19 protein-coding genes are annotated in these 12,889 nt (G+C 61.9%); 12 read left to right on the forward strand and 7 right to left on the reverse strand.

What is annotated here, in order from left to right; genetic code table 11:
• The 5 genes from ACOQFP_RS25465 to crcB all read left to right on the forward strand — a co-directional run bounded on the left by ACOQFP_RS25465 (position 1) and on the right by crcB (position 3,473).
• The gene (locus ACOQFP_RS25465; RefSeq protein WP_421585863.1) at positions 1-672 is read left to right on the forward strand and encodes a TetR family transcriptional regulator; all 672 of its coding nucleotides are present in this window, start codon (positions 1-3) and stop codon (positions 670-672) included.
• Positions 669-1,601: a TIGR01777 family oxidoreductase gene (locus ACOQFP_RS25470; protein WP_421585864.1), complete on the forward strand. Its 933-nt coding sequence runs from the start codon at positions 669-671 to the stop codon at positions 1,599-1,601. Before ACOQFP_RS25465 ends, ACOQFP_RS25470 begins: the two co-directional genes overlap by 4 nt.
• Positions 1,602-1,718: 117 nt before the next feature.
• Positions 1,719-2,357, forward strand: coding sequence for a TetR/AcrR family transcriptional regulator (locus tag ACOQFP_RS25475; RefSeq protein WP_421585865.1), 639 nt, complete (start codon positions 1,719-1,721; stop codon positions 2,355-2,357).
• A gap of 250 nt (positions 2,358-2,607) precedes the next feature.
• On the forward strand, positions 2,608-3,108 hold the full coding sequence (locus ACOQFP_RS25480) for a fluoride efflux transporter FluC (RefSeq protein WP_421585866.1): 501 nt from the start codon (positions 2,608-2,610) through the stop codon (positions 3,106-3,108).
• Positions 3,105-3,473, forward strand: a complete 369-nt coding sequence (gene crcB, locus ACOQFP_RS25485) for a fluoride efflux transporter CrcB (RefSeq protein ID WP_421585867.1) — start codon at positions 3,105-3,107, stop codon at positions 3,471-3,473. The genes ACOQFP_RS25480 and crcB overlap by 4 nt, the downstream gene beginning before the upstream one ends.
• A gap of 220 nt (positions 3,474-3,693) precedes the next feature.
• Here crcB and ACOQFP_RS25490 read toward each other — a convergent pair whose 3' ends face one another.
• Together ACOQFP_RS25490 and ACOQFP_RS25495 are read right to left on the reverse strand one after the other, a co-directional pair.
• Positions 3,694-4,170 carry a GNAT family N-acetyltransferase gene (locus ACOQFP_RS25490; RefSeq protein WP_421585868.1) on the reverse strand — a complete coding sequence of 159 codons (477 nt, stop codon included), beginning with the start codon at positions 4,168-4,170 and terminating at the stop codon, positions 3,694-3,696.
• A 90-nt stretch (positions 4,171-4,260) separates the two neighbouring features.
• Positions 4,261-4,872 (reverse strand): putative glycolipid-binding domain-containing protein, encoded by a 612-nt coding sequence (locus tag ACOQFP_RS25495; RefSeq protein WP_421585869.1) that lies wholly within the window; start codon positions 4,870-4,872, stop codon positions 4,261-4,263.
• Positions 4,873-5,018: 146 nt separating this feature from the next.
• Here ACOQFP_RS25495 and ACOQFP_RS25500 point away from each other — a divergent pair, with 146 nt between their 5' ends.
• On the forward strand, positions 5,019-5,525 hold the full coding sequence (locus ACOQFP_RS25500) for a hypothetical protein (RefSeq protein ID WP_341245518.1): 507 nt from the start codon (positions 5,019-5,021) through the stop codon (positions 5,523-5,525).
• A 76-nt stretch (positions 5,526-5,601) separates the two neighbouring features.
• Here the strand turns inward: ACOQFP_RS25500 and ACOQFP_RS25505 are convergent, their stop codons facing one another.
• The 3 genes from ACOQFP_RS25505 to ACOQFP_RS25515 form a co-directional block, all read right to left on the reverse strand.
• The gene (locus ACOQFP_RS25505; RefSeq protein ID WP_421585870.1) at positions 5,602-5,937 is read right to left on the reverse strand and encodes a hypothetical protein; all 336 of its coding nucleotides are present in this window, start codon (positions 5,935-5,937) and stop codon (positions 5,602-5,604) included.
• Positions 5,934-6,356, reverse strand: coding sequence for a hypothetical protein (locus ACOQFP_RS25510; RefSeq protein WP_421585871.1), 423 nt, complete (start codon positions 6,354-6,356; stop codon positions 5,934-5,936). The genes ACOQFP_RS25505 and ACOQFP_RS25510 overlap by 4 nt, the downstream gene beginning before the upstream one ends.
• 120 nt (positions 6,357-6,476) lie before the next feature.
• Positions 6,477-6,965, reverse strand: a complete 489-nt coding sequence (locus ACOQFP_RS25515) for a MarR family winged helix-turn-helix transcriptional regulator (RefSeq protein ID WP_421585872.1) — start codon at positions 6,963-6,965, stop codon at positions 6,477-6,479.
• 127 nt (positions 6,966-7,092) lie between these two features.
• Between ACOQFP_RS25515 and ACOQFP_RS25520 the strand changes: the two genes are divergently transcribed.
• The 3 genes from ACOQFP_RS25520 to ACOQFP_RS25530 all read left to right on the forward strand — a co-directional run bounded on the left by ACOQFP_RS25520 (position 7,093) and on the right by ACOQFP_RS25530 (position 9,731).
• On the forward strand, positions 7,093-8,022 hold the full coding sequence (locus ACOQFP_RS25520; protein WP_421585873.1) for an EamA family transporter: 930 nt from the start codon (positions 7,093-7,095) through the stop codon (positions 8,020-8,022).
• A gap of 226 nt (positions 8,023-8,248) precedes the next feature.
• On the forward strand, positions 8,249-9,577 hold the full coding sequence (locus ACOQFP_RS25525) for a glycosyltransferase 87 family protein (RefSeq protein ID WP_421585874.1): 1,329 nt from the start codon (positions 8,249-8,251) through the stop codon (positions 9,575-9,577).
• A 7-nt stretch (positions 9,578-9,584) separates the two neighbouring features.
• Positions 9,585-9,731, forward strand: a complete 147-nt coding sequence (locus ACOQFP_RS25530) for a hypothetical protein (protein ID WP_421585875.1) — start codon at positions 9,585-9,587, stop codon at positions 9,729-9,731.
• Positions 9,732-9,880: 149 nt separating this feature from the next.
• Here ACOQFP_RS25530 and ACOQFP_RS25535 read toward each other — a convergent pair whose 3' ends face one another.
• Positions 9,881-10,762: a type IV toxin-antitoxin system AbiEi family antitoxin domain-containing protein gene (locus ACOQFP_RS25535; protein WP_421585876.1), complete on the reverse strand. Its 882-nt coding sequence runs from the start codon at positions 10,760-10,762 to the stop codon at positions 9,881-9,883.
• Between the two features lie 125 nt (positions 10,763-10,887).
• Between ACOQFP_RS25535 and ACOQFP_RS25540 the strand changes: the two genes are divergently transcribed.
• The gene (locus ACOQFP_RS25540) at positions 10,888-11,265 is read left to right on the forward strand and encodes a PLD nuclease N-terminal domain-containing protein (protein ID WP_206492602.1); all 378 of its coding nucleotides are present in this window, start codon (positions 10,888-10,890) and stop codon (positions 11,263-11,265) included.
• Positions 11,266-11,286: 21 nt separating this feature from the next.
• On the opposite strand, the gene lepB is transcribed toward ACOQFP_RS25540, so the two are convergent.
• Positions 11,287-12,024, reverse strand: a complete 738-nt coding sequence (gene lepB, locus ACOQFP_RS25545; RefSeq protein WP_421585877.1) for a signal peptidase I — start codon at positions 12,022-12,024, stop codon at positions 11,287-11,289.
• Between the two features lie 23 nt (positions 12,025-12,047).
• On the opposite strand from lepB, the gene ACOQFP_RS25550 reads away from it, so the two are divergent.
• Positions 12,048-12,398, forward strand: coding sequence for a hypothetical protein (locus ACOQFP_RS25550; RefSeq protein WP_421585878.1), 351 nt, complete (start codon positions 12,048-12,050; stop codon positions 12,396-12,398).
• Entirely contained in the window at positions 12,395-12,889 is a 495-nt protein-coding gene (locus ACOQFP_RS25555) for a hypothetical protein (protein ID WP_421585879.1), read from the forward strand. The genes ACOQFP_RS25550 and ACOQFP_RS25555 overlap by 4 nt, the downstream gene beginning before the upstream one ends.

The raw sequence follows: 12,889 nt of genomic DNA on the forward strand, positions 1-12,889 counted from the left end.
ATGGCCCGCACATCCGAGACTCGCGGCAGGGTTGTCGAAGTTGCCCTTCGCCTGTTTCGCGAGGAGGGGTTTCAAGCAACCACGATGCGTCGCATTGCCGACGAAGCGGGCGTCTCCCTCGGTAATGCCTACTATTACTTCGCCGGCAAGGACGAACTGGTCAACGAGTTGTACATGGTGATTCAGCGCGATCACCGCGAGCGCGCACTCCAGGTGTTGGTCCACGGCGGATCATTGTCGGAAAACCTTGCTGCCGTGTTGCATTCCGGCCTCGACGTCATGGCCCCCTACCATGCCTTCGGCGGGTCTTTCCTACAATTGGCGTTGCCCACCCGGTCCAGCTCCAGTCCGTTCTCGCAGGAATCGTCCGACGCCAGGTCCATGGCCATCGACCTCATGCGAACCACCTTGGAGACTTCGAAACAGAAGGTTCCGGCGTCGCTGAATGATGTTCTTCCACAACTACTCTGGATGATCTACATGGGTGTCACCCTCCATTGGGTGACCGACTCCTCGGACAGCCAGCAGCGCACTCGCACACTGGTCGACGGGCTCGTGCCCGTGGTGGCCAAAGCCGTACGCCTCGCTCGCCTCCCGGTGGCGCGGGGGTTGGTCACCGATGTGGCCGGTCTGTTGAAACGAATGACGTCCCCAGAAGGGCTCGAACGATGAATGATTCACCGTCGACCGTCGTCCTGTGCGGTGCCTCCGGCTACATCGGACGATACCTTCGCGCGTCGTACGAGCAGCGCGGAATCCAAGTCCGGACCGTCGGACGCGGACCATCGAGCGACGCCACGTGGGACGACCGTCGCCGTCTCGTCGACGTTCTCGACGGTTCCGACCTGGTCGTCAACCTCGCGGGCCGCTCGGTGAGCTGCCGCTACAACAAGACCAACGCCGACGCGATCATGTCGTCCCGCGTACAGACGACGGCCGAGCTCGGACGTGCGTTGGCGGAGGTGCAGAACGCGCCCACTTTGTGGGTCAACGCCAGCACCGGAACCATCTATCGCGACTCACGCGATCGGCCGATGGGCGAGAGCACCGGCGAACTGGGGTCGGGATTCTCCGTCGAGGTCGCTCGCGCCTGGGAGCGTGAGCTTTTCGACGCGGACGTCGCCATCCGCAAGGTGGCGTTGCGATTGTCGATCGTATTGGGCGCTGGCGGCGGAGCGATCAATCCGATGATCGACCTCGCACGGCTCGGACTGGGCGGCACGATGGGTGACGGCCAACAGATGTTCAGCTGGGTTCATGTCGCGGATGTCGCACGAGTTCTCGACCATCTCCACGAGAACCGGGGCATCTCCGGACCGGTCAACGTGGCAACTCCATACCCGGTCACCAATGAGTTTCTGATGCAGCAGGTTCGGGCAAATCTGGGCCGCGCGGGCGGGTTGCCGACCCCGTCGTGGTTGCTCCAGTTCGGTGCACGCGTGATTCGGACCGAGGCAGAGTTGGTTCTCAAGAGCCGATGGGTGGACCCACTTGTGCTGACCGACAGCGGCTTCGAGTTCAGATATCCGACGCTGGACGTCGCGCTGGCCGAGATCGCGTCCAGGACGCCCCGTGGTTTGCTCCCCGTCACCCTCGGTTGATGGGGATCAACCCCGATCGCCACACCAACGACGCCGATGCCGAGTTGACCAACATCTGTAGCTTCACCGTCGGGCATACAATGAGGTGCCCTCCACGCGCGGAAAGGACACCGGACCATGACGCAGACTGTCGATCCGCGCGCGAGTATCGAGGAGCGCGCTCGCAACAAGTTCGAGTCCAAACGGACCGAGCTGGCCGAGGCAACGCTGCACACGCTTGCCGAACTGGGTTACGCCCGTACTTCCCTGAGAGAGATCGCGCAGAATTCCGAATATTCGCACGGCGTGCTGCACTACTACTTCACCGACAAACTCGATCTCATCACGCACGCGGTGCGCCAGTACGAGGCCATCTGCGTCACTCGTTACGACGAGGTGGTGGCCGATGCAGTCGACGCCACCGGACTGTCAGAGGACTTCGAGGCGAGGTACTTCGGCACCCTGACCGCGGACGCAGGCATCCACCGCCTCTGGTACGACCTCCGAAATCAAGCATTGTTCGACGGCTCGTTTCGCAGCGACGTACTCGAGATCGAGGAGCGGCGCGTGGACATGATCTGGCGAGTAGCTTCCCGCTACTGCGAACTCCGCGGCACCGAGCCTGCTCTCGATCGAGCATCCGCTTACATCCTTCTCGACGGCATCTTTCAGCGAGCCCTTCTTCAACACCTCGCCGGAAACTCAGACGAACTGGACGCCGCACGAGTGCAACTGCGCTCTGCCTTTTCGATGCTGGATTTCCCGACGCGTCAGTAGGTACTGGGCCGGGTGCCTGTGTAGATGCCGGGAACCCGATCGCTCGCTACGACGGTCCAGCGCCTTCGACAGCGGCACGCGTAGGCGCATCGCAGGGCACTTGATCACGCCATCGCACCGCCGTATGCCATCATGGAGGTGCGCCTGCGTGCGCAGCGGCGGTGGGGCTCGCCGTAACCGAACCTCGGCCTGCGGGCCGACAACAGTCCCTGTCTCGGTTCTCGTATGTCCGCAGATAGGGAGCAGGTCGATGAACAATTTCGACGAGTCACACGGTGGCACCGACGACAGGTCTATCCCGGTCGACCCAGACGGCGTGGATTCATCGCGTCCCCTGCATGTCCAACCCGTTGCCATTGCAGTAGTGGCGCTCGGTGGCCTGGTGGGCACAGGTATTCGGTACGGTGCCGAGTCGGCGTTTTCGTCCGGGTCCGGTTCGTTCCCGTTCACCACCCTCGTCATCAACCTCACCGGAGCCTTCATTCTGGGAATGCTGCTGGAACGGCTCGTTCTGTCCGGTCCCGACGCCGGCTGGCGACGACGAATCCGATTGTGCATCGGTACCGGGGTCCTCGGCTCGTACACCACCTACAGTTCGTTTGCCCTCGAGACCGTGGAGTTGCTACGAGATCATCGTGTGGTGGCGGCCGGGGTGTACATGACTGTCAGCGTGATCGTCGGTACGTTCGCAGCCGGAGCCGGCATCGTTCTCGCACAACGGTTCGGTGCCACCAAGGAGGAGACGCGATGATCGCGTTGTGGGTCGTCCTCGCGGGAAGCGCTGGGGCAGTGAGCAGATTCGTGCTCGACGGCGTGATCCGCTCACGGCTGAAGACTGAAATTCCCTACGCCACAGTGGTGATCAACGTAGTCGGATCGGCAATCCTCGGCGTGGTGGCTGGATTGGTGACGTTCAGGTCCGCACCGGAACAGGTGCAAGCGATAGTCGGTGTCGGATTCTGCGGCGGTTTCACCACTTTCAGCACCGCAAGCGTGGAGACCGTTCGACTGCTCGAACGCCGACGCTACGGATCCGCGGCATACAACGCCGTCGGCACTGCGCTCACCACCACCGCAGTGGCAGGTGTAGCGATGGTCGTGGCAGCGTATATGTGACATCGGTGCGTTCGTGCTGCCTCACGTTCATTCTGGCCGTGCACGATTCGAGGAGACGACGATGATCGAAACCTAAGGCCGCCGACGCGGCGCAGCAGAGAATATCGACGGTACGGGCGGTGGTCCCGATACCTACCGGCATGCACCGGTGGGCGGATACGACTGCGGCCACCGCAACTATCCGGTACTCACAACTCCCGGGTGAATAAACCGAATCTCGTCACAACTGTGCACGCATGGCTGGAAAAGCGTTGACTGTGAAACCGTTCCGTTGGTAGATACCCTGCCCGGAAGGTGTGGCCATCAGCTCGGCTCGAGCAATCCCGGTTTCACGAGCCCATTCCAGCACCGCATCGAACGCTCGGCCGCCGAATCCGCTACCCCGTGCGCCGGGTGCGGTGCACACATTGCTGATCAACACGTCACGCCCATCCGGAGCGAGAGGCGAGGGTGCCGCATCACGAATTGCACCCATGGCGCAGGCCACCACGTCACCATGCTGCTCGACTACGAATATCCCGTAGTCGGCATTATCCAACCGGTCGACGAACCACTCGTATGCATTTGTAGCCCAGCGTTCGCCGTCAGTGACGCTTCCCATCGATCGGAACATCTCGACACGAAGAGCCACAAGCGCGCCCACATCGCCGATGCGTGCTCGTCGAACCGCCACACCGACCTCGCGCACATCGGTCACCTCGTCACATTTGCGAACTCGTCCCTAACATCCAACCACGGCCTCTCGGACCGCGGCTTATGCCACCGACCGAAGTGATGCGAGAACCGATCAACGGACATCGCTCTGGAAACGATCCGTACGGATGGCGAGATCCGGGTAGTCGACGATGAGCCCCGATGCGTCGTAATACAGGTTGGCGGAGTAGTCGAACTGCGGGGCGGTGTAGGCGCACGTGAACGATTCCGAGCCGGAAGAGGCAAAGAAATACGTTTGCTCGAGCACTTCCACCACCGGTTCCGTAGCGCGGACGTACACGGCAGACACGTTGTGCGTGCCGCATGCTGCCGAGAGTCTGTGAACTGGAATCGTATTGGTGACGACGGACGCTTCGAGGTCGACATCCGTACAGGCCGACAGTTCAGGACGAACCACACCGTCGACAGTCCAGGTGCCATGCCCGTCGCAAACGAGGTGGGTGCGCCAGGTCCTGTCGCGGGTGCGCGTTTCGATGCTCGCCTCACGGGTGTTCCAGTGTTCGTCGACGACAACCAGGTAGGTCACCGCAAAGCTCGTCGATCCTTCCGTTGCGACGGTGTTGCCCCAGATGCGAGTGGCACCGCTTCCGGGGCTCGTGGCGAAATGCGCCACTTCGAAGCCGTCTCGGAGTCCGCGGTGCCGCCACGCTGCGGACGCAGGGAGTTCACGAAGGTCGATCGTCATGTCAGGACTCCGTTTCGATGCACCGATGAAGGTCGAGAATATCGAGATCAGGCCCGTACCCCTTGACCTTCGAGTTACAGGAACCTCGATGCTGACGGTTGCCGCACAGTGCGGACCACCGGTACATGATCGAAGGAGCCGAAGCGATGACCGACGACGCCACGATGACCGCCATAATCGCAGCAGTGACCGAAGGCCGCAGCGGAAATCCCGTGGACGCTCGTCGCACGCTGCTCGATCTCTGGAACAGAATCGGCAGTAACGGCGATGCCCTGCACCGTTGCACTCTCGCGCACTATCTGGCGGATCTCTACGACGACCCAGCGCAGTCCTTGGCGTGGGACATCCGGTCTCTCGATGCGGCAGATGCCCTCACCGACAGCCGGGTTCGACACCATCACGCGACGCTGTATGTCGCCGGTTTCTATCCGTCGCTCCATCTCAACCTCGCCGACGACTATCGCCGTCTTTCGTCGTTCGAGGCGGCCGAGGACCACATCGCGGCAGCGAAGAAACTGGCGAAGGACCTGCCGGACGATTCGTACGGCACCGGCATCCGAGACGCCATCGCCGAGATCGGCCAGGCTATTGCCGGCCGAGACTCGAGGCCTCGAAAGCAAGAGGAGGTCTCCGGTTCCACGCAGACGGACTGATGCGTCCCCGTCTCGTGACGCGCGTGCCCAGTTGTGCGTATGTGACGTCAACGGTCGATGTGATCGCTTCTCTCGCTCACGAGGATTCGATCCTGGCGAACGGATAGCCGCCGATGACCACGACGACGAAGACATATCCTGCGAGCCCAAGCAATTCCCACGTGGTTCTGTCGCGCTGGAAGTCGAGGAAAATCCACGCCAACGGAGCGAGAAGCAAAACAGCGCTGACAATCCCGCACACAGCGAACCACCTGTTCGCCGCTGCGCGCAGGTGCGGCGTGGTTTTCACCCGGTCCGATACATCGCCGCCGTAATAGTCGGAATGGAGCGCCTTTCCTCGAATACCGACAGATGCTCCATAACTGGACGCGACGACGCCCACGATCAGGCCGAGAGCAAGTGCAGTGTTCACGACGCCCCGACCGTCCGGTAGATGCGAATCGTGTTGGCGCACGCCCACCCTGCAATGATCGGCGCTAGCAAGCCGAGCCACGGAACGTGACCGGTGAACGCCACCACTCGAATCGCGAACGCGATCGCGGTCGTGCCGTAGGAGTCGACTTTTCGGCCGATCGAGGAATTGGGCGGAGCAACCCTTGCCGGAAATCGCGGGGAGTCGGCGAGCATCCTCACCGCTGATACACATGCCGAGATGCCTGCGATGACTATGAGCGCGAAGACGAACGCACCGCCCAATCCGATACCGGCCCAATCCATACGCGGCTCGAACAGTCCTCGAGCGACCGACCCGATCACCGCAACCGACGCGAAGAACCCCAGGTACAGCAACGCGATGGGTCCCGCCAGTCCAGTTCTCGCGCTATCGCCCATACCGGACGGTATCAAATGGAGTCGAACGGATCGTGCCGTGCGGGTTCGTCGCAGCGGTTGGTGGCGCTTCCGTAGATAACCGCGATGTACTCACCCGCGAAGACAGTCAGCGCCCGACTCTTACCCGAGATCCAGAAGTAGTCGCTTCAACAAGTCGGCGAGTTGGCTTCGCTCGTCCGGATTCAGCGATCTCAGCAGAGTTTCCTCGTTGGCTACGTGCGCCGGTAGCGCGGCATCCACTGCGGCGACCCCGGCCGGCGTCAATTGCACGATCACCACTCGGCGGTTGCTCGGGTCGATTTCTCGTTCGATCAGGCCCTTGTCGGTCAGTCGGTTCAGCCGGTGGGTGACCGCGCCCGAGGTCACCATCGCACTGTCCAACAACTTCCCGACGGTGAGTCGATAAGGAGCTCCGGCGCGTCGGAGCGTGGCAATGAGGTCGAATTCGCCCGACTGCAAGCCGAATTCGGACAGCACGGCCTGAATCCTCTTGTCCAGTGCGGATGCTGCTCGGCCGATCCGTCCGATCACGGCCATCGGGCTGACATCGACCTCTGGTCGCTCGGTGTGCCACTGCTGCACGATCCGATCCACTGCATCGTCCGCCATCGAACATCACCTTAATATTTCAGCGTTGAATTGTTTGACATTGCCACTTTGTCGACCTACGGTTCATCACTAGATAGTTCAGCGTTGAGATGTTGCATGACCTTAGTCCCCCGGAGATGAGTCCACCATGAGGACACGCCACGAACAGGCACAACCGACCGATGCCCGACGCCTCCTCGCGCCTCGTGTCACGCCGTCGACCCTCGTTTTCACCGCTACTGCCGCGCTCGCCCCCATCATGTGGGGAACGACCTACCTGGTGACGACCGAACTCCTGCCGCCGGATCGACCCATGACCGCCAGCGTCCTCCGCGCAATCCCCGCCGGACTGCTTCTCCTGCTCATTGCCCCAGGCATTCCCGGCAAGGGCTGGAGACTAAAAACCGCGACCCTCGGGGTGCTGAACATCGGATTGTTTTTTCCGATGTTGTTCGCGGCCGCCTACCGACTGCCAGGAGGCATCGCGGCCGTCGTCGGATCTGCGCAGCCGCTCGTCATCATCGCGATATCGACAGCGCTGGGCTGGGGACGAACGCGACCCGTGCAACTCGGATGGGCTGTTGTTGCGGTCGCCGGGGTCGCAGTGGCGGCTGCGTCGGGCACGGTCCGGCTCGATGCGATCGGTTTGGCCGCGGCGGCAGTCGGAACCGTCAGCATGGCGATGGGCATCACCCTCACCAAGCGCTGGGGGGTTGCTCCGAACACGAACCCGCTCACGTCCACTGCGTGGCAATTGCTTGTCGGCGGCCTCGTCATCTGCCCGCTGATTCCCATCGTCGACGACGGTGCCTGGACCTTCGATGCCCAGGCAGTCATCGGCTACGCCTGGCTGGCAGTGATGGGTGGTGCGGTTGCCTACTCACTCTGGTTTCGTGGTGCCCGCAATCTTCCGACCACCAACATCGCCCTCCTAGGGGTGCTGAGCCCGTTGACCGCGGCCGTTCTCGGTTGGATCATTCTGGGCCAGAACATGACCGGATTGCAGTGCCTTGGATTCGGCGTCGCACTCCTCGGCTCGATCGCCGGTCAGTTCGTGAAAACACCGTCGCCGCGGTAGGAATCGACGAAAACCCAGGCGGGAAGCGCATGCCGACCTCGAGTGCACCAATCGGCCACTACACCAACATCATTCCATCATCTCGATCCACAATCGGGCAGTGATCCCGCTTCGCCACCTCAATCCAGGGGCACGTTCTCGATTGCGTTCGGGCCCGCCGGCAAAAACGACCGGGTAGTCCGTGTCGTAAACCTGGGCGCAACAACAACGATCTATCGTGACCCTTATGACCTCGTCCAGCTACATGCCGCTCCGGGCCGACACTGGATCGCGTACGCATGCCGGACACAGGTCGGTCGCCGCAGTGACGGACACCCCACGTACTCCGGTCGGATCGGTACCCACAGCGCGGAAGATCCGCTTCGGTTCGCGGTGGCTGGCAGGGTCGATACTCGCGGCGTGCATCGCGATTGCAGCGCACGCATTCTTCCTCGGATGGACAGTTCCATTCGGGCTCTTCGGCAACGGAATCGACACGATTGTCTACCGACACGGCGGCGAGGTCGTCGTGCTCGGTCAGCCGTTGTACGAATTCGCCCTGTTCGACGTCGGACTACCCTTCACCTACCCACCGTTCGCGGCTTTGTTGTTCACTCCACTCGCGCTTGTCACCGCGACGAGTGCCGTCACGGTTGTGCAAGCGATCAATGCCCTGCTGGTCTATGCAGCGGTGGTCCTGAGCTGGCGAGCTCTGGGATATCGCAGCGGCGCTGTGTATCTCGTCAGCGCGGGTATGGCCGTCGCGTTCACCTGGCTCGAACCGGTGCGGATGACCATCTGGCTCGGCCAGATCAACCTTCTGCTGCTCGTGTTGGTTCTGTTCGATCTCAGCCGAAGCGAAGGCAGTCGGCTGCGCGGGGTCGGTGTGGGAATTGCCGCGGGGCTCAAGCTGACTCCCGCCTTCTTCGTCCTCTATCTGCTCGCAATCAAGCAGTGGCGTGCAGCGCTCACTGCCACTGCCGCATTCGCAGCAACCGTTGCCGCCGGATTCCTCGTCATTGCCTCCGATTCCTGGAAGTTCTGGACCGCAACGATGGTCGACTCCGAACGAATCGGGGCTCTCGCATCACCGGCGAACCAATCGATCCACGGAGCGCTGGCCCGTCTGTGGCCGGGCAACACGCCGCCTTTTCTGGTGTGGCTTCTTCTTGCTGCGGCTGTCGCGGCGCTCGCATTGTGGACAGCTGCCCGCGTACACCGGGCAGGAAAGACATTGCTGGCTTTGACGATCTGCGGACTCGCAACGCCGATGGTCTCTCCCTTTGCGTGGGGGCATCACTGGGTGTGGTGCATCCCGCTGGCCGTTCTCGCCCTCGACTATGCGAATCGACGCCGCACCTGGTGGAGCTGGTTGGTGCCAATCGCCGTCACTGCCCCGATGATCGCCTGGTACTTCACCGATTACCGCGGCATCAAGGCCATCGGAATCTTCATGTTCGAGGGATCTCCCGCCTTCGAGTTCGCCGTTCAATTCACCTACCCGGCAGTGTTCCTGGCCGTCATCGCCGCAACTCTGATCTCCTCGTTCCGGCCAACGAGCGCGGTGCCCGGTTGATGAATACGTGAACAGTTCGTGGAGAGCCGTACTTGCGTTGCTGATCCTCCTCACCGCATCGTGCGGTTCTTTCGAGCCTGCCAAGCCCATGGCCATGGACGGGGATGACGTGTCGTACGAGTTGGAGAAGGACCTCGTTGGGCTCGAAGTGTGAACCCGAGATGCTGTTTACCTCACGCCCTGCAGGTGGATCTGCAGACGCTTTCTCCGTGATGTTGACAACGGGTGCTCAGGAATCGTCGCTCTTCATCTACTGCGAGGGCCACTGACCTGCCTCGGGAAATCGTGTGCAGCCAGCCGCGCTCAGCGCGGCTGGCTGCACCGGATTCGGTTGACGGTGGCGATGATTTCGGCGATAACCTGTTCCATTCGCTCTGTCAGGTCCAACCAGGTGTACCGAAGCACCGTCCAGCTCTGCGAGAGGGCATTCTGACGGGTCCGATCACGTTGGAACACGTCGTGGTCGGTGTGGAAGGCCCAACCGTCGATCTCGATCGCTACCATTTCCGCAACGAACACGATGTCGAGTTCGTATCCGCTCCATCGATAGTTGGCTACCCAGCCGAGGACCGAACAGGTTCGGAGTTCGCTGAGCAGCAGCCGTTCGCCTTCGGAGCGGGCACCACTTTCGGCGACCTTCAGTAGTCGTGCGGCCTGCTGAGCACCTGTTCGACCGGGATTTCGCGCGTGGGACTGCCTCAATTTTTCCAAGTTCGTATGCCGTTGCAGCGCTCGGTCCATGATGTGTGACTTTCCGATTGCCGATTCCAGCACCGAGAGTTCGAGCGAGGTGACCTCGAGCCCTCTGCGGGTGACGATGTCTTTTCCGTGCACATCTCGTCGGCGGATTCTGCATCCCTCCGCGCGGCTTCGACCATTGCGCGGTGTTGTGACCTCGATGACCTGGGGCACCTCCGTAGTCACCCGGTGCCAAAAGACCGCAGCTTCCCCACTGAGAATCGCACTCGTCCCCGCGCCCCACACTGCCGCCCGGATGCGCGCATCGGTGCTGAATGGGCGGTCCGCAACGAAGTAGACACCTCGGTGCACCTTCGTCCACGTGCCCGCGCGCAGCAATCGGTCCACCGCGTCCGCGCTCACCCCGCATGCGCCTGCTTGCGCGCGGGTGATCACTCCGTCGTGTTGCGCCAACCAATCATCGAGCATGTCGACTTGGACGTTCACGCGGTCGAAGGGGTTCCATGGTTCGGATCCGCGGGACGGTTCATCCCTGACTGTCGAATCCGCGCATATCCCGCTACGATCCTCGGTACATCAGACCAAATGGTCTCTAAGGTGGAGGGCTACCAATGCCATACTTCGGTTTGCTGGTGATGTTGCTGTGGGTGTTCTGCCTGATCGACGTGATCACAGCCGACGACGGTGGAGTGCGGTACCTACCCAAGATCGTCTGGTTGCTGCTGGTGGTATTTCTCCCGCTCGCCGGATCGCTGGCGTGGCTGTTCGCAGGACGCCCCATAGGCGGCGGCATCTGGGGAGGTCCTGGCGGCGGATCCCGTTACCAGCGGGCGGGCAATTCGACATTCCCGGAGTACGAGACGCGGCCAGGTCGCCAAGCTGCCCAGAACCGGGAAGCGGACGATGAATTTCTGCGTCGCTGCCGTGAGCGTGCAGAGGAGCAGCGTCAACTGGAGCGGGAGCGCCGCAAGCGCGATCTCGGGCTCTGACCGCAAGAAACACTGTCCAGCTCAGCGTTGCTGTATCGATGGCGAATCGATGACTCCCCATCGCGAAGGCGGCAGCACGATCAGGCGCACCTTTCCGATGACGTCATCCACGGGCACTGTTCCGCCCAGTTCGTCGCCGGCGTGAGCTCTCGAGTCCGCCGAGCCACTTCGATTGTCGCCCATCACCCAGAGACTTCCGTCCGGCACTTCGACGGGTCCGAAGCAGCGGCCGGACGGCGGCGCGGTCTGACAGGTGAGCTGGTTGTCGACAAACGGGAAGTCCCTGACGACATACGGCTCGTCCAGGGGCCGACCGTCCACCTCGATTCGCCCCTGCGCGTCACAGCACTGCACAGTTTGCCCACCGGTGGCGATAACTCGTTTCACGAGATCGTTCTCGTCGGGTGCCACCAACCCTGCCCACGAACCCGCGTCCTGGAGTGCCTTGACAATCGGGTTGTCCGAGCGTGTCGAGCGGTAGCCGATGTTCCACGACGAGGTAGGCGCTCGGAACACCACCACATCACCCGGTTGTGGATCACCGAAGCGAAAGGTCATCTTGTCCACTGCAATTCGATCACCGACAAGAAGCGTTGGTTCCATCGACCCGGACGGAATGTAGTACACCCGTCCGACGAACGTCTGCAACAGAACACTGAGCACCAACGCCACAACGACGAGGATTGCCGTCTCCCGCAGCCAGGACGGGACCCTGCGTCGTGGGGCGTCGTCGATGTTCTGGTTGTCGGCCATCACCATCTTCACAGCTTAAAGCCAGTGCAGTGCGTATCGTACTGAGCATGCTGTTTCTGGGCGTCGTGTTGGCTACTGTTGGTGCGGTGATGATGACCATCGCAACAGCGCAGCTCTCGCGCGTGAACGAGGGCCACTACCTGCCCATGATCATCGGAAGATTCGCGGTCGCGTCCCCATTCAAGGTCACCGCTCTTCGGGTTGGCGCGCAAACAGTCGCTGCCGTCGCGACATGGATCGTCGCTGTGACCACATGGGATCACCGGACACCCTGGCCATCCTTCATCGCCACCGTGACGACTCTGATTGCAGCAGTAGCGATTCCGGTCATTGCCATGACGTGGAAGCACAATCGACATTTCCGGAGGTCGAATCGATGACGTCGGCGCACAAGGTCGGACTCGCCACCATCACTCTCGCGGCAATGCTCTGTGCGTGTGCGCCTGCCGAAGTCGACGAACCTGGAATTCCTACCGCTTCGATTCGTTCGACGCAGTTCGCCGCTCCTCCACCTCCGGTCACCGATGCTGCTCCCACCGCCGAGCAACTGACCACGCTTTTCGCGGCGAGCCTCGACTACTCCGTTCGAGAGAAGGATCGGGCCCGCCTGTTCGACGGCCCCAGCGAAAACAATGTTGCACTCGCACGCGCGTGGGGTGCCCAGCCCGATCCACAACGGATCGAATTCACGACGGTCGAGCCTGCTGGCCCGGACACTGTCCATGCGAGTGGACAAGGGCGCTGGAGAAGCATGGAGCCCTATTCGGTGGGGCCGATCCCTTTCATCCGGTGGGACAACGAGTGGAAGGTCTCTCGCACATTCGCTTGTGGATTCGTGGGTGCCTTCGATGGACCCGACGCATGCGCGTGA

This window comes from Rhodococcus sp. MALMAid1271 (assembly GCF_049195265.1).
Classification (GTDB): Bacteria; Actinomycetota; Actinomycetes; order Mycobacteriales; family Mycobacteriaceae; genus Rhodococcoides.